The organism is Arthrobacter sp. NPDC057009 (assembly GCF_042673905.1).
GTDB lineage: Bacteria > Actinomycetota > Actinomycetes > Actinomycetales > Micrococcaceae > Arthrobacter.
In genome coordinates this window covers 533742-559824 of sequence record NZ_JBHUSB010000001.1, presented here as the reverse complement: position 1 = coordinate 559824, position 26083 = coordinate 533742, and the positions used below count along the sequence as shown (strand labels likewise).

Genomic DNA, 26083 nt, shown 5'->3' with positions numbered 1-26083 from the left:
CCCTTCCCGACGCTCTATCACTTCCTGCAGGTTTCAGGCCGACGCCCTATTACTCCCTGCAGGTTTTGACACGATGCTCTCTCACCTCCGGGTGGGGGAGCATCGCGCGTTAAGCCTCGTTTTCGTAGCGCCGGATCGCGTGGCTGGCATGCGCGAGTGCCAGCAGCTTCAGGACCAGCTGGCCGTGCAGGTGCATGCCGACGGCCGCCGTCATGATCAGCTGGTTTACGTCCTCCGGCTCGGTCGTGGCCGAAATGTTCACGGCGGCAATGGCGTCCACCGCCTCGCTGTAGGCGTCGAGCAACTCAGCCGTGACGGGTACGCCGAGGTCTTCCATGACGACCAGCTGGGCATTGAGGGCATTCCTGGCGTCGCTCGGCACGTCCGGCCAGTTCCGGAAACGTACGACGGCGTCACCCGCCGGCGTCCGCACGTCACCGTGCTCTGTGCTCACCTCGTCGAGGCCCAGCACCGTACGTTGCACCGCGGCCAAGACCTCAAGGCGGGGTTCGCCGTCGTCGGCCATTCTGACCAGGGAACTGATCTTGGCGATGGGCAGCCCTACCACGTTCCGCAGCGCCTGAATCAGTTCCAGCCGGCTCACGTGCTGTTCCGAATACTCGGCCCGGGTGGCGTGGACTGCACGGCCGGCGGGCAGCAGCCCTTCCCGGAGGTAGAACTTGATGCTGGCAGGGGAAACCCCTGTCCGCTCGCTGAGCTCCTTCAGCTGCATGTCCGCTCCGTTCCCCGGCGGCAATCGACTCATTGGATAGTTGCTGCGCCGCTGGCTATCTTGATTTACAGCACTGGATAGTGCTTCTATCCTAGGGGTATGGAGCCTTGGAATGTACTGCTGGCCAGCCACGTGATCGGCGCCCTTTTTGTCCTCGCCATCGGCCCTGTGCAGATCCTTCGGCGGCGCCGCGACCGCGTCCACCGCACGATGGGGCACCTGTGGGTCGCGGCGATGTACTACGTCTGCTTCAGCAGCTTCTGGATCGTCCGTGACGGGCATTTCAGCTGGCTTCACGGACTCTCCGCGTTCACGATCGTGACTGTGACGCTCGGGCTCGTCAGCGCGGTGCGCCGGAACATCCCGGCGCACCGGGGAAACATGATCGGCAGCTACATCGGCATCGTCGTGGCGTTCGGCTTCGCTGTCTCGGCCCCGGGCCGCGCGATTCCGCGTCTCCTGGCCGAGGATCTTCCGACAGCCCTGTATGTGACCGCGCTGGTGGCGCTCAGCACCGCCGTCGTCTTCCTTTCGCTGCGCCGCGGAGGCCGTGAGGGGAGTGGATCGCAGCCGACGGGACAAACAGTGGCCCTTGCCGCAAGAGGCGCCGACCGCGCTCCTAAGACTGGTCCCTAAGTGGACGGGTAGCAAACCGAAGCAGTACGCCCTGAGGGGACGCTCTATCATTTGCTGCAGGCATTCGTGCCACCCGCTATCACTTTCTGCGGCTTCGACGGCGACGCTCCCTCACCCATCGGCAAAGCCCGCAGCGTGAGGATGATCCAGCTGCGCCATTCGCCGTGCCCGCTTGATGCGGGTAACCGCCCCTTCAAAACCATCGGCAAGGTCATCCTTTTTTACAGTCAGGACAATCCATCCCGCTGCTTCGAACGCTTTATCTCGCCGTTTATCACTAAAGATCTGAGCCTCGTCGAGGTGATGGTCGCCGTCGTACTGGATGGCAAGCCGGCGGGCACGGTATCCAAGATCGGCCGACGGCGACGACGGGTCGCCGCTTCTCAGCGTGAGCTGAAGATCAGGCTCAGGAAGGCCAGCGTCCACCATCGCTAAGCGCAGCATGGTTTCCGGCGCCGAATCTGCACCCACCCGCATCAGGTCCAAGGCTTCTCGGGCACGGACAACGCCCTGCAGATTGGGGTGCCGCAGAACCAGGGAACGCAATCCGTGCAACGTATCGAAGGGCTCTGTCCGGCCCTCAAACTCCAGCCGAGGAATGCGGATTATCTGATCGCCCATGCACACCAGGTCTTTCAGCGGCAGCCGTCGTGCCAGATCCAGCCACGTTCGGGAGCGGGTACTGAGCCGGATACCATCGACCGTTTCAATCTCGCCTTCTTCGGCCAGTACGGTGTGGCCGAGCACTCCCGTGCGACGCGCCGGGGGCAGGCGTTTCGGCTTGCTCAAATGCAGTTCAGTAGAGTCCGCCAGCCACGGCGGGAGCAGCTGGCAGCGGAGCCGGGCCGCCGTGACATGTGAGATCCAGGCGCCGGGCGAAACCTCAGACAGCGCCCGCGCCGCAGCCTCAAGGTCAAAGTCCCAGTCCCACGGGCGGTAGAGTCCACGCCCCACGTGGACCACGTCGCGACGCCGCAGTCTCGACGGGGGAATGCCTTCGGCTCGAGCCAAGTCGAAGGTGAACGGAGCTGATGCCAAACGTGGCGGTAAGCTGTCGCGCATTTCCATGCAGGCATTGTGACGCAACTTGAGGTAGGGCTGCAGAAGTTATCCACAGGCGGCAGGGAGTGAGAGAGGGTTGGGTGGAAAGCGGCAGGGAGTGAGAGAGGGTTGGGTGGAAGGCGGCAGGGAGTGAGAGAGGGTTGGGTGGGGGCGGCAGGGAGTGAGAGAGGGTCTAGAACAGGCCGACGGGGTTGCCGGCGTCGTCCACGTTCATCCGCATTGCCGCCGGAACTGCGGGCAGGCCGGGCATGGTCATCACTGCCCCGGTCAGGGCCACGATGAAGCCGGCGCCGGTCTTGGGGATGAGGTCGCGGACGTGGATGGTGAAGCCCTTGGGCGCGCCCAACTTCGAGGCGTCGTCCGTGAACGAGTACTGGGTTTTCGCCATGCAGACAGGCAGCCCGGACCAGCCGTTCTTCTCGATCTCCGCCAGCCGGCGAAGGGCAGGCACGGAGAAGTCCACGCCGTCGGCACCGTAGATCTCCTGAACGATGGTTCGGATCTTGTCCTCCACAGGCATGTCCAGCGGATAGAGATGCCGGAACGCTGACGGCCCGTTCACGGCAGCGGCGACCTTGGCAGCCAGCTCATCGCCGCCGTCGCCGCCACCGCCCCGTCCCCAGATGTCGGCCACGGCCGCCTGGATGCCCTCGCCGGCGCACCAGCCGAGCAGCCAGTCGAGCTCCTCCGGGGTGTCGGACGGGAACCTGTTGATCGCCACCACCGGCGTCACCCCGAACCGCTCCACGTTCCGCACATGCCGGCGCAGGTTAACCACCCCCGCCGCCAGCGCCTCGACGTTCGGCTCGCTGAGCCGGTCCTTGGCCACCCCGCCCTGCATCTTGAGCGCGCGCACGGTGGCCACCACCACGACGGCGGCAGGTGCCACATCCGCGATGCGCGCCTTGATGTTCATGAACTTTTCCGCGCCCAGGTCCGCGCCGAACCCAGCCTCCGTAACCACGATGTCGGCCAGACGGCGGGCGGTCTGCGTGGCGATCAGCGAGTTGCAGCCGTGGGCGATGTTCGCGAACGGGCCGCCGTGGACCAGTGCCGGGGTGCCGGCGATGGTCTGGACCAGGTTGGGCTTGATCGCGTCCTTGAGCAGCAGCGTCAGCGCGCCCTGCACGCCCAGGTCCGCCACGGTAACCGGCGTCCGGTCATAGGTGTAGCCGAAAGTGATCCGGCCCAGCCGGTCCCGCAGGTCCGCCACGTCCGTGGCAAGGCAGAACACGGCCATGATTTCGGAGGCGACGGTGATGTCGAAGCCGTCCTGGCGCGGGACCCCCTGGGTGGCCCCGCCCAGTCCGATGACTATTTCTCGAAGCGAGCGGTCGTTCATGTCCAGGACCCGCTTGAACGTCATCCGGCGCGGATCAACGTTCAGTTGGTTGCCCTGGTAGATGTGGTTGTCCACGAGGGCCATGAGGGCATTGTTAGCCGAGGTTATGGCGTGGAAGTCGCCGGTGAAATGCAGGTTGATCTCGTCCATGGGCAGCACCTGGGACAGCCCGCCGCCCGTGGCCCCGCCCTTCATGCCGAGGATGGGGCCGAGTGAGGGCTCCCGCAGCGCGACCATGACCTTGTGGCCCGCCCGGGCGAGGGAGTCCGCCAGCCCCACAGTGGTGGTCGATTTTCCTTCCCCGGCCGGCGTGGGCGACATCGCCGACACCAGGACCACCTTCCCGGCGGGCGCCGGGGCGGTCAGTTTGGCGGGGTCGATCTTGGCCTTGTACCGGCCGTAGTGCTCCACGGCATCGGGATCGATGCCTGCGGCCGCGGCGATGTCCTCGATGGGCTGCAGCACTGCCCGGCGGGCAATCTCCAGGTCGCTCAGGGAAGTGACGGTACTGCTCGGGGGAGTGCTGTCAGACATCGTTGTCCTTTCAGTTTGGCCTCAGCCGGTGAGCTGTGACCCGTAGACGGCGGCCATGGGGTGGCTGGAGGCGTGTTCGTCGATGGCGGCGTGGTAACTGTCGAGGGTGATGGCGGCGGTGCGTTGCCAGCCGGAGTTGGCGGCGTGGATGGCGGCGGCGGTGCCCATGTTGTGCCGGGTGGCGGGGTCGTCGTGGAGGGCTTCGAGGGCGTCGGCCCAGTCGGAGGCGTGGTGTCCGTTGACGAGCAGGCCGGTGCGGCCGTGGCTGACGGCGCGGGTGAGGCCGCCGACGCGGGTGGCGATCACGGGGGTGCCGCAGGCCTGGGCTTCGAGGGCCACCAGGCCGAAGGATTCGCTGAAGGAGGGCATGGCAACGACGTCGGCCGAGCGGAACCAGCCAGCCAGCTCAGGTGCGCTGACGGGCGGGTGGTGCGTCACGACGTCGTCCATTCCGGCCGCGCTGACAAGCGACGTCAGGTTGAAGTCCTTGGCGCCGCTGAGGGCACCGAGGATGGTCAGTTTCAGGTTGATGTCCGGACGGCGCTCGCGGAGCAGGGCGGCGGCCTTGAGCAGGATCTGCGGGCCTTTGAGCCGCTGGATCCGGCCGGCGAAGAGAATATGGAAGGTGTCAGGGCTGATGCTGTGGGCGGCACGGGAGGCGGCGCGGAACGCCGGGGTGAAGACAGCCAGATCGACACCGGGGGGTGCGACGTCGATGTGGTCGAAATCGGCGCCATAGTGGGAGACCAGCTCGGCTGCTTCTGCAGTGGTGTTGGCGATGAGGCGGGTGGCGCCGTCGACGATGCGGTGTTCGCCGTCCTCGCGGCGCCGGGGCTCGGGCTGCTCGCCGGAGTGCAGGAGGAGGTTTTTCACCTTGGCCATGGTGTGCATGGTGTGCACGAGCGGAACGTTCCAGAGCTCGGAGAGTTCGAGGCCGGCGACGCCGGAGACCCAGTAGTGAGAGTGGATGAGGTCATAGCGGCCGTGGGGCTGCTGGGCGCGGATGCGTTCGATCTCGGCCACCATGCTGTGCAGCAGTTCCGGCAGTTCCTCCTTGGGGAGTTTGCGGGGCGGGCCGGCCAGGACGTTGTGGACGCAGACGCCGGGGTCCGGGTGTTCGACAGCGGGCTGACCGGCGGAGGTGGAGCGGGTGAAGATTTCCACTTCGACGCCGGTTTCGGCCAGGGCGGAGGCGAGGCCGCGGATATAGACGTTCATGCCGCCGGCGTCCCCGGAACCCGGCTGCTCCATGGGGGAGGTATGCAGGGACAGGAAAGCCACTCGCTTGATCACAGACATGGCCCTCCCTCCTCTCCGTGCTGCTGGGACTGCATCGAATAAAACACTACTCCTGAAGCGCCGGTGCGACGGCGGCCGGGCGGCCGCTGCTCGCGTGCGGGCTTGCGTAAAACCCGGTGCCGTCCGCGGCAGGAGGACCGCGCATGTTGCACGCGCAGGTTAAATAGCGGCTCGCCCGGCCACCCGCCTCAGCGGCGCCACAGTGCGGCCAGCCCTGGAAACGCTCTTTCGTAGCCGGCAAGCAGCGCCTCAGCCAGCTCCGCGGAGCCCACCAGGGGGTGCCCGGCGAAGGCTTCCAGTGCCGCACTGCGGTCACCGGTGGTTGCCGCACGGACGGTGAGCAGTTCCACATTCTTGACCTGCCGCAGAAGGTCCAGTTGCGGTGCATCGGGCCTGTCCTGCGGCAGAGGCACTGCCCCCTCCGGCGTGACGGTGCAGGGGACTTCGACGACGGCGTCCGCCGGCAACCCGGGAATCGCGGCCCGGGTGCCACCCGGGCCGGTCGAAGACTGTCGGGTGGAGTTTGGGGTGTTGAGGATCAGCTGGGTGCCGGTGCCAGCATCGCCGGCGCCAGCACCGCCGGCGCCAGCACCGCCGGCGCCCGCATCGCCGGCGCCTGCCACCGCCCGCATCACCGCCAGCGCCACCTGCTCATAGCCGCCGCCGGCAAGATCCTCGGGGTGCCGCGGCTCGCCCCCGGTCCTGGCTTCGGCCAGATACCCTTCCTCGCGCGAGAGCCGCGCCGCCTCCCACAGGCCGTATGCTTCGTCCCCGGCCGCTGCCAGCCGCGGATACAGCTCCGCCTGCTGGCCGTGGATCGATTCGCCGCGGGTCAGGGCCATGGCCCGCATCCCCGCCGCCGCGCGAGCCGCCTCGTAGTAGTAGAACAGGTACTCATTCGGCAGCAGCCCGAGACCGCGCAGGAACGGCTGCGGGAACAGCCTGCCCTCCTCGAAGCCCGCCAGGGCGTCCGCATCCGCCAGCAGGCCGGGAAGAAGGTCGCGGCCGTTGCGCTCGAGCCGGTACAGCCAGCCGAGATGGTTCAGCCCGAAGTAGCCCACGCCGTCGAGCCTTCCCGGCGGCAGCGGCGCCCCGGCCGCCCGGGCGGCGCGGTGCACCAGGGCGCTCGCGGAATCACAGATGCCGATCACTCTCCGGCCCAGCACAGGAACCAGCGCCTCGGTGACCATCCCGGCCGGGTTGGTGAAATTGACCAGCCAGGCGTCGGGACAGTGCGTCCGCATGGCGGCGGCCAGCTCCAGCATGGCCGGGATGGACCGCAGGGCGTAGGACATGCCGCCGGCGCCGGTGGTCTCCTGCCCCAGCAGCCCGAGGTCCCGGGCCACACGTTCGTCGGCGACGCGCCCGGCAGTTCCGCCCGGGCGGATGGCGGCGAACACGATGTCCGTCCCGTTCAGGGCGCGGGGGAGGGACGTGGTGGATGTCACCGCGGGCTGACGCCCGGGGGAAGGTCCGACGGCGGGACTTCCGTTCCGCGCACCGCCCGCCTCCGAGGACATGGACCTCAGGACGGCCTCGATGGCGGCCAGGCGGCCGCCGTCGACGTCGTACAGCACCACCTCACTGACCAGGCCGGAATAGGGCCCGGAACTCAGGGCACGATAAACGAGGGGAACCCGGAATCCGCCGCCGCCGGCGATCATGAGCCGCATGGCAGGAGTCTATGCGCCGCAGCCGGCAACGGGGCAGGAGCCGCCGTGCGCAAAGCGGCCCGGCGCCGCCGGACCCCCACTTCGCGGGGTTTCAACGCCAAGGTCCGTGGCGTAATGTGCCGAGCATGGAGGCGAATCCCGCACGCCGTTTCGATCCCCTCGCGGCCGTCCGAACCCAGGCGGCCGGGGAGTTCGATGTGCTGCTGGCCGGGACCGTCTTTCAGGACATCATTTTCACCGGACTGCCGCACGCGCCCGAACCCGGAACCGAAATCTGGAGCGAAGGGATGGGCAGCTGCCCCGGCGGCGTCGCGAACCAGGCGATAGCCGCGGCCCGGCTGGGCCTGCGCACCGGGCTGGCGGCGGCCTTCGGCGATGACGGCTACGGGGACTACAACTGGAAGATCCTGGCCGGGCAGGAGCACGTGGACCTGTCCCTGTCCCGCCGGGTCCCGGGCTGGCACTCGCCGGTGACAGTGTCGCTTAGCGTGGACCACGACCGGTCCATGGTCACGCACGGGCACCCGGCGCCGGTTACTGCTTCCGAGCTGATCGGGGATCCGCCCCGCGCCCTGGCGGCCGTTGCGGATTTGGGCCATGAACTGGAGCCGTGGGCGCTCGCGGCGCACAAGGCGGGAGTGAAGCTGTTCGGCGACGTCGGCTGGGACCCCACCGGCGAGTGGGCCAACGCGCGGCTTGAGAACCTGCAGTACTTCCACGCCTTCATGCCCAACCAGCGCGAGGCTATGGCCTTCACCGGCAAAAACGATCCCTGGGCGGCGCTCTATGCCCTCGCGGACCGGGTGCCGGTGGCGGTGGTGACGCTGGGGGCGCAGGGAGCGGTGGCCGTCGACTCGGAAACCGGCGAGGAGGAATGGGTGCCCTCGCTGCCTGTGGCCGCCTTCGATCCGACCGGTGCCGGGGACTGCTTCGGCGCTGCGTTCATCGTCGGCAGCCTGGCGGGATGGCGCCTCGGCGACCGGTTGCGGTTCGCCAACCTCTGTGCCGCGCTGGCCGTCCAGGAGGTGGGCGGCTCCCTCGCGGCGCCGGGCTGGGGAGACATTGCCGACTGGTGGAAGCGCGCCAACGCCCGGCCGGAGCGCCGCGGCAGCCAATGGCTGCGCCGCTACTCCTTCCTCGCCGACATTGTCCGGGACGTTCCGCAGGAGGCCCAGCGCCGCGCGTCCGCCACCATCGCGCACCTCTCGGACGCCTGAGGAGCCGGCCGTCCACACGACCGGCACTATGTTTTCCGGGCAATTATTCGGCCCGAAGCGCCAGCACTAGAATCAGTAGAGTGATTTATCCAGCAGCAACAGGAGACCGCCCGGCAATAACGGGCCCGCGCGGCACGTTCGACGGTTCCACCCGGCCGGCCCATGAACGCTCCGCCGTGATAGACCTTGAGGCCATCCGGCACAATGTCCGGCGGCTCGCCGCAGCCGCGGAGCCGGCCAAGGTGATGGCGGTGGTCAAGGCCGACGCGTACGGGCACGGTGCCGTGCCGGTGGCCCGCGCTGCCCTTGAGGCCGGCGCCAGCTGGCTGGGCGTCGCCCACATCTCCGAGGCGCTCGCACTGCGGGCAGCAGGGATCGAAGCGCCCCTGCTCGCCTGGCTGCACACCCCCGAAAGCAACTTCGGCGCGGCGGTGGCCGCAGGGATTGACATCGGCTGCTCCGGCTGGGAGCTGGACCGGATCGTGGCCGCCGCCCGCGAGCAGGAACGCCCGGCACGCGTCCACCTCAAGGTGGACACCGGACTGGGCCGCAACGGCGCCACGGTGGAGGTATGGGACCGGCTGGTGGGCGAAGCGGTGGAATACCAGGACCAGGGGCTGCTGCGCGTAGTGGGCATCTTCTCCCATCTCGCCGTCGCCGATGAGCCCGAGCGCCCGGAAACGGATGACCAGCTCGCCGCGTTCCGTGAGGTGCTGGCTATCGCCGAGGACGCCGGCGTGGACCCCGAAGTGCGCCACCTGGCCAACACCCCGGCCACGCTGTCCCGGCCGGACACACACTTTGACCTGGTCCGCGTGGGGCTGGGGATCTACGGACTCTCGCCGTTCGAGGGGCAGACGTCCGCGGAACTGGGCCTCCGCCCCGCGATGACCCTGCGCACCGTCGTTTCCCACTGCAAGGACGTGCACTCCGGCCAGGGCGTCTCCTATGGCTTCAACTACCACACCTCCGGCGAGAGCACGCTGGGGCTCATCCCGCTCGGCTATGCCGACGGCGTGCCCCGCGTCGCCACCGGAGGCCCTGTCCGGGTGGAGGGCGTCACCTACCCCGTGGTGGGACGGATCGCGATGGACCAGATGGTGATCGACCTGGGCCCGCTGGACGTGACCCGGGGCGGCCACACCGTCCTCGGCGCCGAGGCAGTCCTGTTCGGCGACGGCTCCGACGGCGGCCCGACGGCCGATGACTGGGCCCGCGCGGCCGGCACCAACAACTACGAGATCGTCACCCGCATCAGCCCTCGCGTTCCCCGCACCTTCATCAACGAATCGCCCGTGAGCGAAGCGCGGGACAGCGGAGCGGCCGCAACCGAAGCGCCGGCGCCATGAGTGTCCCGGAAACCGGCGGTAAGGAGAGCGGCGGCGCTCCGCTGTGGGTCCAGACCCTGACGGTTACGACGGCGGACCAGACCCATGCGCTCGGCGCGGCTCTGGCTGGGGTGCTCCGGGCGGGGGACCTGCTGGTGCTTACCGGCGAACTGGGCGCCGGCAAGACGACCTTCACCCAGGGCCTCGGTGAGGGCCTGGGCGTCCGCGAGGGCATCATTTCCCCGACCTTCGTGCTGGTGCGCATCCACCCGAACCTTCCCGAGGGGCCACGGCCGGGCGGGCCGGACCTGGTGCACGTGGACGCCTACCGTCTTGGATCTGCAGCGGAAATTGATGACATCGACCTGGAGAACACGCTCGACTCGGCCGTGACCGTGGTGGAGTGGGGCCGTGACCGCGTGGAGCACCTGACCGAGAGCCGGCTCGAGGTGGAACTGCACCGCCAGCTGGGCGGCGCCGCCCCTGCCCACCAGACCGGGAACGGCGCCCTGGACTTCGAGTCGGAGGACGACGACGAGGCCCGCACCATCATCATCCGCGGCTTCGGGCCGCGCTGGGCCGAACAGCCGGTACTGGCGGCGGAAGGAATCTCCTGATGCTCATTCTCGCTATTGACACGTCGGCCGTGGCCAGCGCCGCTCTGGTGTCCGATGATGCGCTGGAAGGCGTGGTGGGCAGTTTCTCCACCGAAGACACCAGAAGCCACGCCGAGGTCCTCGCGCCCGGAATCGAGCGGCTGCTGGCGGACGCCGGAGTGACCGGGGCCGACATCGACGCCATCGTCGTGGGAGTGGGGCCGGGCCCCTTCACCGGCCTCCGGTCCGGCATCGCGACGGCGCGTACCCTCGCGTTTGTCTGGAACACCCCGCTGCACGGCATGATGAGCCTCGACGCCGTCGCCCTGGAAGTCGCGGAGTCCACCGACGCGCCCGCCGAGTTCCTCGTTGCCACCGACGCCCGGCGCAAGGAGGTCTACTGGGCGCGCTACACCCTGGCCGCGGGCCAGCTGCCAACGCTCACGGACGGGCCGCACGTTGGTTTTGCCGCGGACCTTCCCGACCTGCCGGCCTACGGCGCAGGTGCAGGCCTCTACCCCGGGGATGTCCGGGCGGACCCCGACTTCAGCACCGAACAGCCTGACGCCCTGTACCTGGGCCAGTTCGCGCTGGCGCGGCTCGCGGCGGGGGAGCAGCTCCTGGACTCCACGCCGCTCTACCTCCGTGAGTCCGACGCCCAGGTCCCCGGCCCCCGGAAGCGTGCCCTGTGAACCTGCTGCCTGACTCACCCGGAAGTCCGACACCCGGCGACTCGACACCCGGCGACCCCACACCCGGCAACGCTCCCGTCCTGCCCCGCCAGCTGGACTCAGGCGTGACCGTCCGGGACATGCTTCCCGGCGACATCCCCGCCGTCCACGAGCTGGAGGTCCGGCTGTTCCCGGTGGACGCGTGGCCGCTGCAGATGTTCTGGGACGAACTGGTGCAGCCGGAGACCCGCAGATACCTTGTGGCCGAGGGGCCGGACGGCATCGTCGGCTACGCGGGACTCATGTGCGTCGAGCCGATCGCGGACGTCCAGACCATCGCCGTCGTGCCCGAATATGAGGGCAGGGGCATCGGCACAGCGCTCCTCACCGACCTGATCGCCGAGGGGCGCCGCCGCGGCGCAGCGGACATCCTGCTGGAGGTCCGTGCGGACAACCCGCGCGCCCAGCAGCTGTACGTCCGTTTCGGCTTTGAGCAGATCCACGTGCGGAAGCGGTACTACCGCGACGGCGTCGATGCCCTGATCATGCGGCTGCAGCTGGAGGACGTGCTCACGCTGCACCATGAAATTGTGCAAGAGGACGTAGGGCACCAGGACACCCTGCACGATCCCCAGTCCGTGCAGACTGACGAAGCCGGCAGCGCCGGCGCAACCGCTCCGACGGAGGCAGACCAGAAATGAACCGCTCACAGCCGCTGGTACTCGGCATCGAGTCCTCGTGCGACGAAACGGGCGTCGGCATCGTGCGCGGCACCGACCTGCTGACCAACACGGTGTCCTCGTCCATGGAGGAGCATGTACGGTTCGGCGGCGTGATTCCGGAGATCGCCTCCCGTGCCCACCTGGATGCGTTCGTTCCTGCACTCCAGGCAGCCCTGGCCGAGGCGGACGTGACGCTGGACGAGATCGACGCCATCGCGGTGACGTCCGGTCCGGGACTGGCCGGCGCGCTGATGGTCGGCGTGTGCGCAGCGAAGGCGCTCGCCGTTGCCACGGGCAAGCCGCTGTATGCCATCAACCACCTGGTGGCCCACGTGGGAGTCGGCCTGCTGAACCCGGGCAACAGGACGGCAAACTCGGGCAGGAATCCGGCAAACCCGGTCCTGCCTGAAAACCTGGGCGCCCTGCTGGTTTCCGGCGGCCACACCGAGATCCTGCGCATCCGCAGCATCACCGACGACGTCGAACTGCTCGGCTCCACGATCGATGACGCCGCCGGCGAGGCCTACGACAAGGTGGCCCGGATCCTGGGCCTGGGCTATCCCGGCGGCCCCGCCATCGACCGGCTGGCGCGGGAAGGAAACGCCAAGGCCATCCGGTTCCCGCGGGGACTGACGCAGCCGAAGTACATGGGCACCGCCGAGGAACCGGGCCGGCACCGGTACGACTGGTCCTTCAGCGGCCTGAAGACCGCGGTGGCGCGGTGCGTGGAGCAGTTCGAAGCCGCCGGCGAACCCGTTCCGGTGGCGGACATCGCTGCCGCGTTCCAGGAAGCCGTGGTGGATGTCATCACCTCGAAGGCCGTCCTGGCCTGCCGCGAGCGTGGCATCACGGAGCTGCTGCTGGGCGGGGGAGTGGCCGCCAATTCAAGGCTGCGGCAGCTGACCGAACAGCGCTGCTCGGCCGCCGGCATCACGCTGCACGTCCCGCCGCTGGCCCTGTGCACGGACAACGGCGCCATGGTGGCAGCGCTCGGCGCCCAGCTGGTCATGGCGGGCATCGACCCCAGCGGCATCGGCTTCGCGCCGGACTCGTCCATGCCAGTGACCACGGTGTCAGCGCCGGCCACGAACACAGCCCGCGCCGGCGCGAGCGCTTAAGACCATGCGGGCCCCCTCATCCGCGGAGGCGGGGCCTTACGCCGTGGGGCCGTTCCGCATCTGCTTGACGAGGTCGAGGACCACGGCCTGGAGGTTGCCGCCGCTTTCGGCGGCCACGCGCCGCTGGCGCTGGTATCCGGCGCCGCGGCTGATGATCTTTTCGACGTCGGCCAGCTCATCGGAGCAGCGCAGTTTGGCGGCGATCGGCTCGAGCCGGTTCAGCGTCTCCAACAGGTGGTCGGTGACGAGCTGCTCATTGCCCTCGGCATCGAGGATGATGATCGCATCCATCCCATAGCGGGCAGCCCGCCACTTGTTCTCCTGGACGTGCCACGGGGGCATGGTGGGAATGCTGCCGCCGGCGTCGAGGATGCCGGAGAATTCATGCACCAGGCACTGGGTGAGGGCTGCGACGGCGCCTACTTCCTCGAGCGTGGCCAGGCCGTCGCAGATGCGCATCTCGATGGTGCCCAGGGCGGGCACGGGGCGGATGTCCCAGCGGATCTCGGAGATGGTGTCGATCACGCCGGTGGTGAACATGTCCTGGACGTAGGACTCGTATTCTTCCCAACTGGGGAACTGGAAGGGCAGTCCCGCCGTGGGCAGCTGCTGGAACATGAGCGCCCGCTGCGATGCGTAGCCCGTATCTTCGCCGCCCCAGAACGGGCTTGACGCGGAGAGGGCCTGGAAATGCGGGAAGTAATTGACCAGGCCGTCCAGCACAGGGAGGACCTTGCTGCGCCGGTCCAGGCCAACGTGGACATGCACCCCGTAGATCACCATCTGCCGGCCCCACCACTGCGTGCGGTCGATCAGCTTGGCGTAGCGCTCCTTGTCCGTGACCGGCTGCAGCTGCGGCGGGCTGAACGGGTGGCTCCCGGCGCAGAACACTTCCACGCCCATGGGGTCCGTCACTTCACGGAGGGCGGCCAGGGAGCGGGCGAGGTCTTCCTTCGCCTCCGCAGCGGTCTCGCAGATGCCGGTCACCAGCTCCACGGTGTTCAGCAGCAGCTCCTGCTTGATGTGCGGGTGCTCGTCATCCTCGTTCAGTTCGGGATGCCGTGCTGCGACCCCGCGCAGGACCTCGTTGGCCACGGACGAAAGTTCGCCGGTCTGCGCATCCACCAGCGCGAGTTCCCATTCCACACCAAGAGTTGATTGCCTGGATGAAGCGAAATCAATCTTCATGTGTCCCTCACTGTTTTGGTGGCAATTGCCGATGGTCCGCCGTCCGTTCCTGGCGAACAGCTGGCAGGGGAACGGTCACTCAAGTCTAGTGCAGGGGTAGCATCGGAGTGATGGCTTGGCTACACAGGGCGAGTGAGAGTGTTCACAAAACCGGCCGCCCCCAAACCCCCAGAAAACTTCCCGGCACGGCAAGCGTCCGGACTGCGTCAGCGCTCGCGGCGCTGTTCGCCGTCGCATCCTGCACGGCGCCGCCGGCACCCCAGCCGGGACAAAGTACGACGACGGCGCCCGCGGCTTCCGCTTCCGGCTCACCCAAGGCGCCGCAGACAGCCCCTCCGGAAACAGGCACGCGCAGCCCGGCCCCACCGACGGCTGCGCCTGCACCCAGGGAAACTGCGGCTTTGGGCTGGGGCCCGCAGCAGCGGGACGCCGATGCCGCCGCAGCGTCAGTGGCGAAAATGACCCTGGAACAGAAGGCCGGGCAGGTGATCCTCCCCTTCTACACCGGCCTGGACCACGAGGCCCAGGCCGCCCAGGTGGAACGCCTCCACCTGGCCGGTTCCATGATCATGGCCGACAACGTGCCAGGAACCGCCACCGGCCTGGTGGACGTCCGGGCACTGGCCGGCGTGACGGGCCGGCTGGACAAGGCGGCCCGCGCCGGCGGCCGCACCTGGCCCGGCCTCATCGGCGTCGACCAGGAAGGCGGGGCGGTGAGCCGCGTCGGCGCTCCGCTCACGCGCTGGCCCGCCCCCATGAGCTACGGCGCGGCGGGCAGCGTGCCCCTGGCCGCCGAGGCCGGCAGGGGGCTGGCAGCGGAACTGGCGCCGTTGGGTTTCACCGTGGACTTCGCGCCAACCGCCGACGTCACGATCGGCCCCGCCGATCCCACCATCGGAGCGCGGTCCATGTCCGCCGACCCCCGCGCCGCGGCATCGCTGAGTGCCGGCTTCACCAAGGGCATGCTGGCCGGCGGCGTGCTGCCCGCCGTCAAGCACTTTCCGGGGCACGGCTCGGTGACCACCGATTCCCATAAGGCCCTCCCGGTCCAGAACGCCACCCTCCCGCAGCTGAAGGCGCGGGACTGGAAGCCGTTCCAGTCCGCGGTCAAGGCAGGGGCTCCCATGATCATGACCGGGCACATCGCCGTCCGGGCGCTGGAGCCGGGAGTGCCCGCATCCCTGTCGAAGGCGACGTACTCGGCACTTCGCGGCCTGGGCTTCAAAGGCGTTGCTGTCACGGACGGGCTGAACATGGGCGCGGTGACCGGCCGGTATCCGCACGGGTCCGCAGCCCCTGCCGCGCTGGCGGCGGGGGCGGACCTGCTGCTGATGCCGGCGGACGCGGCCGCCGCACATGCCGCCGTCGTCCGGGCCGTCGCCGGGGGAAAGCTCCCGCTGCAGCGCCTCGAGGAGGCCGCCCGCCGGGTGGTCACCATGATGGTCTGGCGCGGACGGACAGCAAAGCCCAGGCCCCCGGCAGCTCCGGGGAGTGGCGAGGCCCTGTCCGCGCAGATTTCGGCCCGGGCCATCACGGTGGTGGCAGGCCGGTGCAAGGGCGCGTCCGTGCCCGGCAGCGTCCGGGTGGCAGGCGGCACGCCAGTGGACCGGGCCCGCTTCGCCGCGGCGGCGAAGGACGCGGGAATCGCGCTGGGGAGGGGGCCGCTGGTCACGCTGATCGGGTACGGGGGCGGGCCGGTGAAAAGCGACCTCGCGGTGGCCTTGGACGCGCCGTGGCCGCTGGCACAATCCGCTGCGCCCACCAAGATCGCACTCTTCGGCCGCTCGCCGGGCGCGTACAAAGCACTGCTTGCCGTCCTGGCGGGCAAGGCCGGCGCCCCTGGAAAGCTGCCGGCCGCCGTCGGACCCTACCCGGTGGGCACCGGCTGCAGGTAATGGCACCGGTTGCAGGTAACACGGGCGTGCCCGCCGTTTAATGCACGGGCTTTAATGGAGGGGTGCCGATTCTGAACAAAGACATGACCCTGTGCATCTCCCTCTCGGCCCGGCCGAGCAACAACGGGACCCGCTTCCACAACCACCTGTACGACCAGCTGGGCCTGAACTGGATCTACAAGGCCTTCGCGCCCACTGACCTGGCCCAGGCGATCGCGGGCGTCCGCGGCCTGGGGATCCGGGGCTGCGCCGTCTCCATGCCCTACAAGGAGGACGTCATTGCCCTGGTGGACGCCATGGACCCGTCCGCGAAGGCGATCGACTCCGTCAACACCATCGTCAACGACGGCGGGCGGCTGACCGCATACAACACCGACTACACGGCGATCGAGCAGCTGCTGCAGAGCAACGCCGTGCCCGTCGGGTCGTCGGTGCTGCTCAAAGGCGCCGGCGGCATGGCCAAGGCCACGGCCGCGGCGCTGCGTGACGCGGGCTTCAAGGACGTCACCATCATCGCCCGCAACGAAGCCGCCGGCAGGGCGCTCGCCGATCTCTACGGCTTCGCCTGGCGCGCCGAACTCGGCACCGGCGCGGAGGCGACGGCGGACATGATCATCAACGTCACGCCCGTGGGAATGGCCGGGGGACCCGAAGCGGACGCGCTGTCCTTTCCCGCCGAAACCATCGAGGCCGCCAAGGTTGTCTTCGACGTCGTAGCGCTGCCCCCGGAAACGCCGCTCATCAAGGCGGGGCGGGCGGCCCGAAAGCAGGTCATCACCGGTGCGGAGGTGGCCACCATCCAGGCGCTGGAGCAGTTTGTGCTGTACACGGGCATCCGGCCCACGGAGCAGCAGGTCCGGGACGCCGAGGCGTTCGTGCGCGCCCAGTAGTTAGCAGGCGCAGTAGTTAGCAGGCGCAGGAGGTAGTGGTCCCCGTACTTACACGGGCTCCACGGAGACAGCCACTCTTTCCTCCCCGATCCGGGTGAGGACCAGGGTGGCTGTCTTCTTGGCGGTTTTGCCTTCGGCTTTACCGCCTTTGCCGGCGCCCTTGCCCGCCGGCAGCAGCTGCTTGCGCAGCTCCTCCGGGGTGACGGAGGTGCCGCGCTTCTTGATGTCCAGCACGCCGACGCCGTTGTCCCGGACCCAGCCCTTGAGGGCTTTGACGTTGAACGGCATGACCTCCAGGACCCGGTAAGCCCGCGCGAACGGCGTGTCCACCAGCTCCGGGCCGCAGATGTAGGCAATGTGCTCGTCCACGAGATGCCCGCCCAGTTCCAGGGCGAGGTCGGCCACGAGACCGGCCCGGATGACCGCGCCGTCCGGCTCGTACAGGTAGCCCTCCACCGGGCCGACGGGGGCTACGGGTCCGGCGTCGAACCCCTCGCCGCTGGTCATTTCCGCGGCGCCGTCCGGCCCGATGACCAGGGCGGCGCGGCGGACGCCGGGACGGGCCACGGCGTTGAACCACAGCGTGACTTCCGTGACGTCCCCGCCCACGGAGACCCACTGCGCCTCGCAGCCGGCAGGCACCGATTCATGTGGCATGCCGGGGCCCATCTTGACGCCGACGGCGCGCCCTGCAGCGGCGAGCGACTCCACGAAGGACAGCGGCGGAGAGAAGGCCTCGGGATCCCAGATCCGCTTGGTGCCGGACGTGGTGGTGGTGCGGCGGGCCGGGTCCAGCCAGACGCCGGCCCCGTCCTCCAGCTCCACCGACGTCGCGTCCGAATGGACCACCCTGGCGTGCGGAAAGGGGATCAGGTTGATGGTGGCGCAGGCGGCGGTGGTCTCGTCGACCTCCACGGCGGTCACGGCGATGTCCAGCGACGCCAGGGCCATGGCATCGGAGCCGAGGCCGCAGCCGAGGTCGGCGACGTGCCGGACGCCGGCCTGGGCAAAGCGCTGCGCATGCCGGGCCGCGACGTTGAGCCGGGTGGCCTGCTCCAGGCCGGCCTGGGTGAAGAGCATCTGCCGGGCGAATTCGCCGAACTTGGCCTCGGCCTTGGTCCGGAGCCGTGACTGGGTCAGGACGGCGGACACGAGTTCGGGGGAGTGGCCGGCCTTGCGGAGGTTTGCTGTGAGGGTGAAGGAATCGTCTTCCCGGTAGGGTCCGAGCGAGGCCAGCAGCTCCCATCCTTCTTCTGTGAGGAGCGGGGCGATCTGGTCCTGCGGTGCTTCAGACATGGGATCAAGCCTAGTGGAGCGGCCGCCCCGGCTGTTCCCGATAGGGTGGTCTGAATGGAATCCAGCGAAACGCCCGCCCCAGGTCAGTCCGGTTCAGGTCAGCCCGAACGCAACAACCCTGATCCGGTGCCGGAGCAGCATGGCCGCCTGGTCCGGTATGCGCGCCCGGCGCTGATCGCCGGCGCTGTGGTCGCCGTCGTCTGCCTTGTCCTGCTGGTGATCATTTTCCTGCTGGACTCCTTCAACGCCACCGTCTATTCAGTGGGCGGCAAGGACATCAGCGACGCCACCGAGGAAGCCCGGCAGATCCGCGATCTGTATCTGGGCGCGCGTATAGGCGGCATCGTGGTGCTGATTGTGTCGGTCCTGACCGCCGCGGCGTCCGCCGCCGTCCTGGTCCGCGAGCAGCGGAAGACAGGAGACGCCGACGGCGGCGAGGACCTGGGGTTCGACGACCTCGCCGGCCGCTGACTGCCGCAGCCGGAACGGTTACGGGCCGGGGCAGCGTGGGTTACGTGAGGTGAATTTCTGGCACTCGCCTTGACCGAGTGCTAACCCCTTACATAGAGTCATCATTAGCACTCTCCCTAGGCGGGTGCTAATACACGAAGAGCTGCCAGCCTGGCTGCTGCCGGCACCGCGACGACGGTCTGCCGCCACGGCGCAACAGTTTTTACTGTCCATGAATTTTGACGAAAAGGAGAGGTCCGAGTGTCGGTCTCTATTAAGCCTCTTGAGGATCGCATTGTTGTCCGCCCGCTCGAAGCCGAGCAGACCACCGCTTCCGGCCTGGTTATCCCGGACTCCGCACAGGAGAAGCCGCAGGAAGGCGAAGTTGTAGCAGTGGGCCCCGGCCGCTTCGAAGACGGCAACCGCGTGCCGGTGGACGTAGCCGTTGGCGACGTCGTCATCTACTCCAAGTACGGCGGAACCGAAGTCAAGACCGGCGGCACCGAGTACCTCGTGCTTTCCGCCCGCGACGTTCTGGCGATCGTCGTTAAGTAACTCTTTGGGTCCCCGTGCCGCTGCCCGCGTCTGATTTTTTCTGACCGGGCGGCTGCACGGGGTTCTGTCTTGAAAGGACAAACCATGGCAAAGCAGCTTGCGTTTAACGACGCTGCCCGCCGGTCGCTTGAAGCCGGCATCGACAAGCTCGCCAACACGGTTAAGGTGACGCTTGGTCCCCGCGGCCGCAACGTCGTGCTGGACAAGAAGTGGGGCGCCCCCACCATCACCAACGACGGCGTGACCATCGCCCGGGAAGTCGAGCTGGACGACCCGTACGAGAACCTTGGCGCCCAGCTGGCCAAGGAAGTCGCCACCAAGACGAACGACGTCGCCGGTGACGGCACCACCACCGCCACCGTGCTCGCCCAGGCACTGGTCAAGGAAGGCCTGCGCAACGTAGCCGCCGGCGCCGCTCCGGGCCAGATCAAGCGCGGCATCGAGGTCTCCGTGGAGGCCATCGCTGCGCGCCTGCTGGAGAACGCCCGTCCCGTCGAAGGCACGCAGGTGGCCAACGTTGCCGCCATCTCCGCCCAGAGCGAAGAGGTTGGCGAGCTGCTCGCCGAGGCATTCGGCAAGGTTGGCAAGGATGGTGTGATCACCATCGAGGAATCCTCCACCACGCAGACCGAGCTGGCCCTCACCGAAGGCATGCAGTTCGACAAGGGCTACCTGTCCCCGTACTTCATCACCGACGCGGACCGCCAGGAAGCCGTCCTCGAGGACGCCCTTATCCTGATCAACCAGGGCAAGATCTCCTCGCTGCAGGAATTCCTGCCGCTGCTGGAAAAGGCCCTGCAGGCGTCCAAGCCCCTGTTCATCATTGCCGAGGACGTCGACGGCGAGGCCCTGTCCACGCTGATCGTCAACCGCATCCGCGGCACCCTGAACGTCGTGGCGGTCAAGGCCCCGGGCTTCGGCGACCGCCGCAAGGCCATGCTGCAGGACATCGCCACCCTCACCGGTGCGCAGGTTGTCTCCCCGGAACTCGGCCTGAGCCTGGATACCGTTGGCCTCGAGGTGCTGGGTACCGCCCGCCGCATCACGGTGACGAAGGACAACACCACGATCGTTGACGGCGCAGGTTCGGCTGAAGACGTGTCCGCACGCGTTGCGCAGCTGCGCGCCGAGCTGGCCCGCACCGATTCCGACTGGGACCGGGAAAAGCTGCAGGAACGCCTGGCCAAGCTGGCCGGCGGCATCGGCGTGATCAAGGTCGGCGCAGCCACCGAGGTTGAGCTGAAGGAAAAGAAGCACCGCATCGAAGATGCAGTGTCCTCTACCCGCGCCGCCCTTGAAGAAGGCATCGTGGCCGGTGGCGGTTCCGCCCTGATCCACGCGCTGAAGGCACTCGACGAGGACCCGGCCGTCACGGCGCTCGAAGGTGACGCGGCTGCCGCCGTCGGCATCGTCCGCCGTGCGCTGGTCCAGCCGCTGCGCTGGATCGCCCAGAACGCCGGCCACGACGGCTACGTTGTGACCGCACGGGTTGCCGAGCAGGACAACAACCACGGCTTCAACGCCAAGTCCGGCGAGTACGAGGACCTGATCGCAGCGGGCGTCATCGACCCCGTCAAGGTCACCCGCGCAGCACTGCGCAACGCAGCCTCCATCGCTGCGCTGGTGCTCACCACCGAGACCCTTGTGGCCGACAAGCCGGCCGAGGAAGACGAGCACGCAGGCCACAGCCACTAAGCTGCTGCCCGCACCCGCGGTTTCCGAAAGGGGCCCGGTCCAGCTGACGCTGGGCCGGGTCCCTTGGTGTTGCAGGGACCTGCTTGCCTGAGCCCGTTAGCCCGGTTTATCGCAGCGCGTCCAGCGCAGCGCGTCGAGCGCAGCACGTCCAGCGCAGCGCGCTGATCCTAGCGCCGGGCGCGGAGGGCCTGCCGCCGAAGCCGGAGCGCCGCGCCGTCGGAAAGCCGCCTGGTGACCAGCCGGTGGAAGTACAGGACCGCGACGGCGGCTGCCACGATGCCGCCGAGGTTCACGAGCAGCTGCAGGGCAGAACCGGCCGCCTTGTTGAATTCGCCCAGGACCAGTGCCACGGCGACGAAACCGGCCGCGGGGACGGTGGTCACCGAAATAAAGACCCCGATCAGGGCGGCCGAGCGCCCGCTGATGACCGACAGCATCCCGGCGCCGCCGGCGAGGACGGCCACGACCAGGGAAAACGGTCCGGGGTGGTAGATGAACTCCGCAGCGGAGGCGCGGTCCAGCACGTCCCGGGGGAACAGGTTGGCGGGCAGTGCAAGCCAGGTGATCAGCGCGGTGGTGAGCATCGCCGTCGGGAAGCCCAGGCCGAGGGCCAGCGACGCGCGCCCGCCGAGCCTCCAGTTGCCGCGCACCACGGCGACAGCCAGGGCAGCAAGCGGCCCGAACTCGGGCCCCACGGCCATGGCGCCGACGATGGCGATGGTCGAATCGGTAACGATGCCGATGGCGGCCAGCAGGGTGGCCAGCACGAGGAACGACAGGAAGGTCCAGCTGAGCCGCGACTCCTCGCCGGTCTGCCGCGATACCTCCTCCCAAATGACCGTGTCGGCACCTTCCCCCGGGGCGGTCTCCTCGGCCCTGTCAGCCCGGTCTGAGAGGACGAACTCCGGGGCGGACACGGCAATGGACCCGAGACTTTCGATCTTCAGGACATGGAGCTTTTCCAGCAGTTCCTCCACCGATTCCCGTGCGATGTACGCCACCACGACGTCTCCCCTGGGATGGACCGAGGCCCCCGCATGCACCGCCACCTCCGCGGTGCCGGGCTGCTGTTCGCACTGTTCGGCTACGAGGCCCGTCAGTTCTGCCGGGACGCAAATCCGCATCTGCACGATCACCGGACACTCCCATCGCCACGCCGAAACTCCTGTGAGGCCGACTCTACAACGCCTAAAAATGCCGGACCCGGCCAGGCTGAGACGCCAATCACACTAGGCGCGTTTGATTCGTCTCGAATATCACGAATCGGTAACATGGGTACTTTGTGCTGCCGTTTGAGGGGTTATCTGTGCCAGAAGCGAGAACGACGGACCCGCTGAAAAGCATGCCGCGCGAGGAGCCGGCAGGAAAAGAAAACCATGAGCCGCGCGCTGCCCGGCTGAAGGCAAAGCCGGGCTACCGGCCCGAGGTGCAGGGCCTGCGTGCCCTGGCGGTGCTCATGGTGGTCACCTACCACGTGTGGCTTGGCCGGGTTTCCGGCGGCGTGGACATCTTCCTGCTGATCTCGGCGTTCCTGCTGACCCTGTCCTTCGTCCGCAAGGTGGAGAAGGGCACGCCACTGCGCCTCGTGAACCACTGGCTGCACCTCTTCAAGCGGCTAATCCCGGCCGCCGTCGTCGTGATCCTGGGCGTGCTGGCCGGCACCTGGCTGGTCTTGCCGCAGAGCCGCTGGCCGGACGTTCTCAACGAGGCCTGGGCATCCCTGCTCTACGGCCAAAACTGGCTGCTGGCCAACACGGCCGTGGACTACTACGCGCAGGACCACTCCGGCGCCAGCCCGCTCCAGCACTTCTGGTCGCTGTCCATCCAAGGTCAGGTCTTCATCCTCTGGCCCCTCGTCTTCGCCGGCTCCGCCCTGGTGTGGCGTCTCCTGCAGCGCCGCCGTGCCGTCAGCTACCGGACTGTCCTGATGGTTGCCTTCGGCGGCATCTTCATCGCGTCGCTGGTGTTCTCGATCGACCAGACGGCCACCAACCAGGCCTACGCCTACTTCGACACCCGGACCCGGCTGTGGGAATTCGCGCTGGGATCACTGCTGGCCCTGGTGCTGCCCTACGTGAAGCCGGGCAAGGTGCTGCGTGTGGTGCTGGGCTGGGCCGGGCTCGCCGCCATGATTTCCTGCGGCCTGCTGCTCACCGTGGACCGGTCTTTCCCGGGCTTCGTCGCGCTGTGGCCCACGCTGGCCGCGGCTGCCATCATCGTTGCCGGCCAAAGCGGCAGCCGGTTCGGCGTGGACCGGATCCTCTCCTCGAAGCCGCTGGTGGCCCTGGGTGACAACTCCTACGCCCTGTACCTCTGGCACTGGCCGGTCCTGGTGCTGGCGCTGGCCGGCAGCGGCATCTCGGCGCCCAACCTGTTCCAGGGCCTGGTCATCGTGGCCTGCTCCGTGGTGCTGGCCGTGCTCACCACCCGGTTCGTCGAAAAGCCCCTGCGCGAATGGCACTGGCCGCAGCTGCGCGCCTGGCGCACCGCCGTCGTCATTGTTGCCTGCGGTGCCCTGCTGGCAGGGCCGGTGGCGCTGTGGCAGACCAAACTGACCGCCGACGAGGCGGCAGCGGCGGCGCAGCCGCGCGAACTGACCCCCGGTGCCGCCGCGCTGGCACCTGAGAACGCCGGCAAGCCGACGCCGGAGGCCACCGTCATTCCCGCCCCGGCCGCCATGAAGAACGAGTGGGCGGACATCGACGGGCTGTGCACCGGCGACAACGTCCCCAGCGACCCGCTGCTCAACGGCTGCCTCCAGAACAGCAAACCGGCCAAGGTCACCAAGCGGATCGTGGTGCTCGGCGATTCCCACGCCCAGCAGTACATGGCCGCGCTCGGGCCGATCGCCAGGGACCACGGCTGGGAGGTCGTCACCCTCCTGAAGGGCAACTGCCGGTTCGGTGCCGAATCGCCGGAGCGCGACGCAGATTGCAACGCCTTCAACAAGGCCAGCGCCGCGTACGTGATGGAGCACAAGCCGGATGCGGTGTTCACCGTGGCATCCCTCACGCACAAGGAAGCCCCGTTTGAAACCGAGGTTCCCGCCTACCTGGAGGGCATCAAACCGTTCACCGACGCCGGGATCGACGTGGTGGGTGTCCGGGACAACCCCAGGTTCACCATCAACATGCCCGAATGCGTCCAGAAGTACGGCACCGACGCGCCGGAGTGCAACCCGCCTCTGGGCGAATCGCTTGCCGCGAAGTCGCCGCTGGACGCGTACCGGGGCAAGGTGAAGGGACTCTACCTGATGGACATGAGCGACTTCATCTGCGCCGGCGGCATCTGCCCGGCCGTGGTGGGCAACGTCTACGTCTATAAGGACGACAACCACCTCACCAAGACCTACGTCCAGTCGATGATTCCGATGTTCGAGAAGCGGCTGCTGGCTGCCACGGGGTGGAAGTAGGGGGTGTTTGGCGGGCCCGCGCCCAGCGGTTGGGGGTGCCCTTGCTCACAAAGCCGGGATGGAATATGGGGATCGCCGCCAAGGTTCTAGTATTAATTCAATTCCTCCAGAACCACCTCCTGGCCCCGCTTTAACCAGCACAGGGCCAACCCTGCACAGGCCAGTCCCGTAATGACGGGCTGGTCATCGGCTGCAACCCCTACCCGTGAACCTGTAAACCAAGGTAAGAGGCGCACTCATGACCCAGCCCGAGCACGACCCCTTCGGCTTCATCGGCCTGACGTACGACGACGTCCTGCTGCTTCCCGGCCATACCGACGTGATCCCCTCCGAGGCCGACACGTCGTCCCGGATCTCCAAGCGCATCACCGTCCAGACGCCGCTGTTGTCCGCGGCCATGGACACCGTCACCGAATCCCGCATGGCCATCGCCATGGCACGCCAGGGCGGCCTCGGCGTCGTCCACCGCAACCTCGCGATCGACGACCAGGCCGACCAGGTAGACCGCGTCAAGCGCAGCGAGTCGGGCATGATCACCAACCCGCTCACCATCGGCCCCGAGGCCACGCTGCAGGAACTCGACGAGCTGTGCGCCCGTTACCGCGTCTCCGGCCTGCCCGTGGTCGACGACGGCAACCGGCTCCTCGGCATCGTCACCAACCGCGATACGCGCTTCGTGCCGGAATCCGACTTCCCGATCCGGCTGGTCAGCGACGTCATGACCAAGATGCCGCTCGTCACCGGCCATGTGGGCATCAGCCGCGAGGAAGCCTCGCACAAGCTGGCCACGAACAAGATCGAGAAGCTCCCGCTCGTGGACGAACAGGGCCGCCTGAAGGGCCTCATCACCACCAAGGACTTCACCAAGGCTGAGCAGTACCCGCTGGCCACCAAAGACGATGAGGGCCGGCTCCGCGTCGGTGCCGCCATCGGCTTCTTCGGTGACGGCTGGGAACGCGCCATGAAACTGATCGACGCCGGCGTCGACGCCCTCTTCGTTGACACCGCCAACGGCCACTCACAGGGCGTGCTGGACATGATCCGCCGCCTCAAGTCCGATCCGGTGGCGGCGCACGTGGACATCATCGGCGGCCAGGCTGCCACCCGCGAAGGTGCCCAGGCCCTGATCGACGCCGGCGCCGACGGCATCAAGGTGGGCGTGGGTCCGGGCTCCATCTGCACCACCCGCGTGGTGGCCGGTGTGGGCGTTCCGCAGATCACCGCCATCTACGAATCGGCCAAGGCCGCCATTCCGGCAGGCGTTCCGCTGATCGCCGACGGCGGCCTGCAGTACTCCGGCGACATCGGCAAGGCGCTGGTTGCCGGCGCCGACACCGTGATGCTCGGTTCCCTGCTGGCCGGCTGTGACGAATCCCCGGGCGAGCTCATCTTCGTGAACGGCAAGCAGTTCAAGAGCTACCGCGGCATGGGCTCCCTCGGCGCCATGCAGTCCCGCGGCAAGAACACGTCCTACTCCAAGGACCGCTACTTCCAGGCCGACGTCTCCGGCGATGACAAGCTCATCCCCGAGGGCATCGAAGGCCGCGTGGCGTACCGCGGCCCGCTGGCCTCGGTGGCGTACCAACTGGTGGGCGGGCTCCGCCAGACGATGTTCTACACCGGCGCTCCGACCATTGCTGATCTGAAGGCGCGCGGCAAGTTCGTCCGGATCACCCCGGCCGGGCTGAAGGAGTCGCACCCGCACGACATCCAGATGACGGTCGAGGCGCCGAACTACGGTTCCCGCTAGCCACTGGCCGCTGAGAGGGCT

21 protein-coding genes and 1 pseudogene are annotated in these 26083 nt (G+C 68.2%); 14 read left to right on the top strand and 8 right to left on the bottom strand.

What is annotated here, in order from left to right; genetic code table 11:
• Positions 1-109: 109 nt before the first annotated feature.
• On the bottom strand, positions 110-733 hold the full coding sequence (locus ACFTR6_RS02590) for a MerR family transcriptional regulator (protein ID WP_377956766.1): 624 nt from the start codon (positions 731-733) through the stop codon (positions 110-112).
• Between the two features lie 99 nt (positions 734-832).
• Between ACFTR6_RS02590 and ACFTR6_RS02585 the strand changes: the two genes are divergently transcribed.
• Positions 833-1369 carry a DUF2306 domain-containing protein gene (locus tag ACFTR6_RS02585; protein ID WP_076801318.1) on the top strand — a complete coding sequence of 179 codons (537 nt, stop codon included), beginning with the start codon at positions 833-835 and terminating at the stop codon, positions 1367-1369.
• Between the two features lie 111 nt (positions 1370-1480).
• Here the strand turns inward: ACFTR6_RS02585 and ACFTR6_RS02580 are convergent, their stop codons facing one another.
• The 4 genes from ACFTR6_RS02580 to ACFTR6_RS02565 all read right to left on the bottom strand — a co-directional run bounded on the left by ACFTR6_RS02580 (position 1481) and on the right by ACFTR6_RS02565 (position 7279).
• The gene (locus tag ACFTR6_RS02580) at positions 1481-2437 is read right to left on the bottom strand and encodes a hypothetical protein (protein WP_377956765.1); all 957 of its coding nucleotides are present in this window, start codon (positions 2435-2437) and stop codon (positions 1481-1483) included.
• Between the two features lie 166 nt (positions 2438-2603).
• Positions 2604-4307 carry a formate--tetrahydrofolate ligase gene (locus ACFTR6_RS02575; RefSeq protein ID WP_377956764.1) on the bottom strand — a complete coding sequence of 568 codons (1704 nt, stop codon included), beginning with the start codon at positions 4305-4307 and terminating at the stop codon, positions 2604-2606.
• Between the two features lie 21 nt (positions 4308-4328).
• Positions 4329-5606: a D-inositol-3-phosphate glycosyltransferase gene (gene mshA / locus ACFTR6_RS02570; protein WP_377956763.1), complete on the bottom strand. Its 1278-nt coding sequence runs from the start codon at positions 5604-5606 to the stop codon at positions 4329-4331.
• Positions 5607-5794: 188 nt separating this feature from the next.
• On the bottom strand, positions 5795-7279 hold the full coding sequence (locus ACFTR6_RS02565) for a 6-phospho-beta-glucosidase (protein ID WP_377956762.1): 1485 nt from the start codon (positions 7277-7279) through the stop codon (positions 5795-5797).
• Positions 7280-7404: 125 nt separating this feature from the next.
• Here ACFTR6_RS02565 and ACFTR6_RS02560 point away from each other — a divergent pair, with 125 nt between their 5' ends.
• The 6 genes and pseudogenes from ACFTR6_RS02560 (at position 7405) to tsaD (ending at position 12931) form a co-directional block, all read left to right on the top strand.
• Positions 7405-8496 carry a carbohydrate kinase family protein gene (locus ACFTR6_RS02560; protein ID WP_076801330.1) on the top strand — a complete coding sequence of 364 codons (1092 nt, stop codon included), beginning with the start codon at positions 7405-7407 and terminating at the stop codon, positions 8494-8496.
• 80 nt (positions 8497-8576) lie between these two features.
• Positions 8577-9845: an alanine racemase gene (gene alr / locus ACFTR6_RS02555; RefSeq protein ID WP_377956761.1), complete on the top strand. Its 1269-nt coding sequence runs from the start codon at positions 8577-8579 to the stop codon at positions 9843-9845.
• A complete protein-coding gene (gene tsaE, locus ACFTR6_RS02550; RefSeq protein ID WP_377956760.1) occupies positions 9842-10441 on the top strand; it encodes a tRNA (adenosine(37)-N6)-threonylcarbamoyltransferase complex ATPase subunit type 1 TsaE in 600 nt (199 codons plus the stop codon). Before alr ends, tsaE begins: the two co-directional genes overlap by 4 nt.
• Complete coding sequence (gene tsaB / locus ACFTR6_RS02545) at positions 10441-11112, top strand: tRNA (adenosine(37)-N6)-threonylcarbamoyltransferase complex dimerization subunit type 1 TsaB (protein ID WP_377956759.1); 672 nt, start codon at positions 10441-10443, stop codon at positions 11110-11112. Before tsaE ends, tsaB begins: the two co-directional genes overlap by 1 nt.
• Positions 11113-11231: 119 nt before the next feature.
• Positions 11232-11651: pseudogene (gene rimI, locus ACFTR6_RS02540) on the top strand (ribosomal protein S18-alanine N-acetyltransferase); the annotation flags it as partial.
• Between the two features lie 137 nt (positions 11652-11788).
• Positions 11789-12931: a tRNA (adenosine(37)-N6)-threonylcarbamoyltransferase complex transferase subunit TsaD gene (gene tsaD / locus ACFTR6_RS02535; RefSeq protein ID WP_377956758.1), complete on the top strand. Its 1143-nt coding sequence runs from the start codon at positions 11789-11791 to the stop codon at positions 12929-12931.
• A gap of 36 nt (positions 12932-12967) precedes the next feature.
• Here the strand turns inward: tsaD and ACFTR6_RS02530 are convergent, their stop codons facing one another.
• Positions 12968-14119: a glutamate--cysteine ligase gene (locus ACFTR6_RS02530; protein ID WP_076801343.1), complete on the bottom strand. Its 1152-nt coding sequence runs from the start codon at positions 14117-14119 to the stop codon at positions 12968-12970.
• A 401-nt stretch (positions 14120-14520) separates the two neighbouring features.
• On the opposite strand from ACFTR6_RS02530, the gene ACFTR6_RS02525 reads away from it, so the two are divergent.
• Entirely contained in the window at positions 14521-16014 is a 1494-nt protein-coding gene (locus ACFTR6_RS02525) for a glycoside hydrolase family 3 N-terminal domain-containing protein (protein WP_377956756.1), read from the top strand.
• 62 nt (positions 16015-16076) lie between these two features.
• On the top strand, positions 16077-16904 hold the full coding sequence (locus ACFTR6_RS02520; protein ID WP_377956754.1) for a shikimate 5-dehydrogenase: 828 nt from the start codon (positions 16077-16079) through the stop codon (positions 16902-16904).
• 48 nt (positions 16905-16952) lie between these two features.
• Here ACFTR6_RS02520 and ACFTR6_RS02515 read toward each other — a convergent pair whose 3' ends face one another.
• Positions 16953-18200 (bottom strand): SAM-dependent methyltransferase, encoded by a 1248-nt coding sequence (locus ACFTR6_RS02515; RefSeq protein ID WP_377956753.1) that lies wholly within the window; start codon positions 18198-18200, stop codon positions 16953-16955.
• Positions 18201-18254: 54 nt separating this feature from the next.
• Here ACFTR6_RS02515 and ACFTR6_RS02510 point away from each other — a divergent pair, with 54 nt between their 5' ends.
• The 3 genes from ACFTR6_RS02510 (at position 18255) to groL (ending at position 20900) form a co-directional block, all read left to right on the top strand.
• Positions 18255-18671 carry a hypothetical protein gene (locus tag ACFTR6_RS02510; RefSeq protein WP_377956752.1) on the top strand — a complete coding sequence of 139 codons (417 nt, stop codon included), beginning with the start codon at positions 18255-18257 and terminating at the stop codon, positions 18669-18671.
• Between the two features lie 240 nt (positions 18672-18911).
• Positions 18912-19205 carry a co-chaperone GroES gene (groES, locus tag ACFTR6_RS02505; RefSeq protein ID WP_003805290.1) on the top strand — a complete coding sequence of 98 codons (294 nt, stop codon included), beginning with the start codon at positions 18912-18914 and terminating at the stop codon, positions 19203-19205.
• A gap of 84 nt (positions 19206-19289) precedes the next feature.
• On the top strand, positions 19290-20900 hold the full coding sequence (gene groL, locus ACFTR6_RS02500) for a chaperonin GroEL (protein ID WP_377956751.1): 1611 nt from the start codon (positions 19290-19292) through the stop codon (positions 20898-20900).
• A gap of 167 nt (positions 20901-21067) precedes the next feature.
• Here groL and ACFTR6_RS02495 read toward each other — a convergent pair whose 3' ends face one another.
• Complete coding sequence (locus ACFTR6_RS02495; RefSeq protein ID WP_377956750.1) at positions 21068-22036, bottom strand: DUF389 domain-containing protein; 969 nt, start codon at positions 22034-22036, stop codon at positions 21068-21070.
• Between the two features lie 206 nt (positions 22037-22242).
• Here ACFTR6_RS02495 and ACFTR6_RS02490 point away from each other — a divergent pair, with 206 nt between their 5' ends.
• Complete coding sequence (locus ACFTR6_RS02490) at positions 22243-24312, top strand: acyltransferase family protein (RefSeq protein WP_087874408.1); 2070 nt, start codon at positions 22243-22245, stop codon at positions 24310-24312.
• Positions 24313-24550: 238 nt separating this feature from the next.
• Positions 24551-26062 carry an IMP dehydrogenase gene (gene guaB, locus ACFTR6_RS02485; protein WP_377956749.1) on the top strand — a complete coding sequence of 504 codons (1512 nt, stop codon included), beginning with the start codon at positions 24551-24553 and terminating at the stop codon, positions 26060-26062.
• The last annotated feature ends 21 nt before the right edge of the window (positions 26063-26083 follow it).

Excerpts from the sequence above, each read along its gene's own strand:
- ACFTR6_RS02565 (WP_377956762.1), bottom strand. The coding sequence starts at position 7,279 with ATGCGGCTCATGATCGCCGGCGGCGGCGGATTCCGGGTTCCCCTCGTT.
- ACFTR6_RS02515 (WP_377956753.1), bottom strand. The coding sequence starts at position 18,200 with ATGTCTGAAGCACCGCAGGACCAGATCGCCCCGCTCCTCACAGAAGAA.
- mshA (WP_377956763.1), bottom strand. The coding sequence starts at position 5,606 with ATGTCTGTGATCAAGCGAGTGGCTTTCCTGTCCCTGCATACCTCCCCC.
- tsaE (WP_377956760.1), top strand. The coding sequence starts at position 9,842 with ATGAGTGTCCCGGAAACCGGCGGTAAGGAGAGCGGCGGCGCTCCGCTG.
- ACFTR6_RS02530 (WP_076801343.1), bottom strand. The coding sequence starts at position 14,119 with ATGAAGATTGATTTCGCTTCATCCAGGCAATCAACTCTTGGTGTGGAA.
- groL (WP_377956751.1), top strand. The coding sequence starts at position 19,290 with ATGGCAAAGCAGCTTGCGTTTAACGACGCTGCCCGCCGGTCGCTTGAA.
- ACFTR6_RS02510 (WP_377956752.1), top strand. The coding sequence starts at position 18,255 with ATGGAATCCAGCGAAACGCCCGCCCCAGGTCAGTCCGGTTCAGGTCAG.
- tsaD (WP_377956758.1), top strand. The coding sequence starts at position 11,789 with ATGAACCGCTCACAGCCGCTGGTACTCGGCATCGAGTCCTCGTGCGAC.
- ACFTR6_RS02585 (WP_076801318.1), top strand. The coding sequence starts at position 833 with ATGGAGCCTTGGAATGTACTGCTGGCCAGCCACGTGATCGGCGCCCTT.
- ACFTR6_RS02490 (WP_087874408.1), top strand. The coding sequence starts at position 22,243 with ATGCCGCGCGAGGAGCCGGCAGGAAAAGAAAACCATGAGCCGCGCGCT.
- ACFTR6_RS02560 (WP_076801330.1), top strand. The coding sequence starts at position 7,405 with ATGGAGGCGAATCCCGCACGCCGTTTCGATCCCCTCGCGGCCGTCCGA.
- ACFTR6_RS02580 (WP_377956765.1), bottom strand. The coding sequence starts at position 2,437 with ATGGAAATGCGCGACAGCTTACCGCCACGTTTGGCATCAGCTCCGTTC.
- ACFTR6_RS02575 (WP_377956764.1), bottom strand. The coding sequence starts at position 4,307 with ATGTCTGACAGCACTCCCCCGAGCAGTACCGTCACTTCCCTGAGCGAC.
- guaB (WP_377956749.1), top strand. The coding sequence starts at position 24,551 with ATGACCCAGCCCGAGCACGACCCCTTCGGCTTCATCGGCCTGACGTAC.
- ACFTR6_RS02590 (WP_377956766.1), bottom strand. The coding sequence starts at position 733 with ATGCAGCTGAAGGAGCTCAGCGAGCGGACAGGGGTTTCCCCTGCCAGC.
- tsaB (WP_377956759.1), top strand. The coding sequence starts at position 10,441 with ATGCTCATTCTCGCTATTGACACGTCGGCCGTGGCCAGCGCCGCTCTG.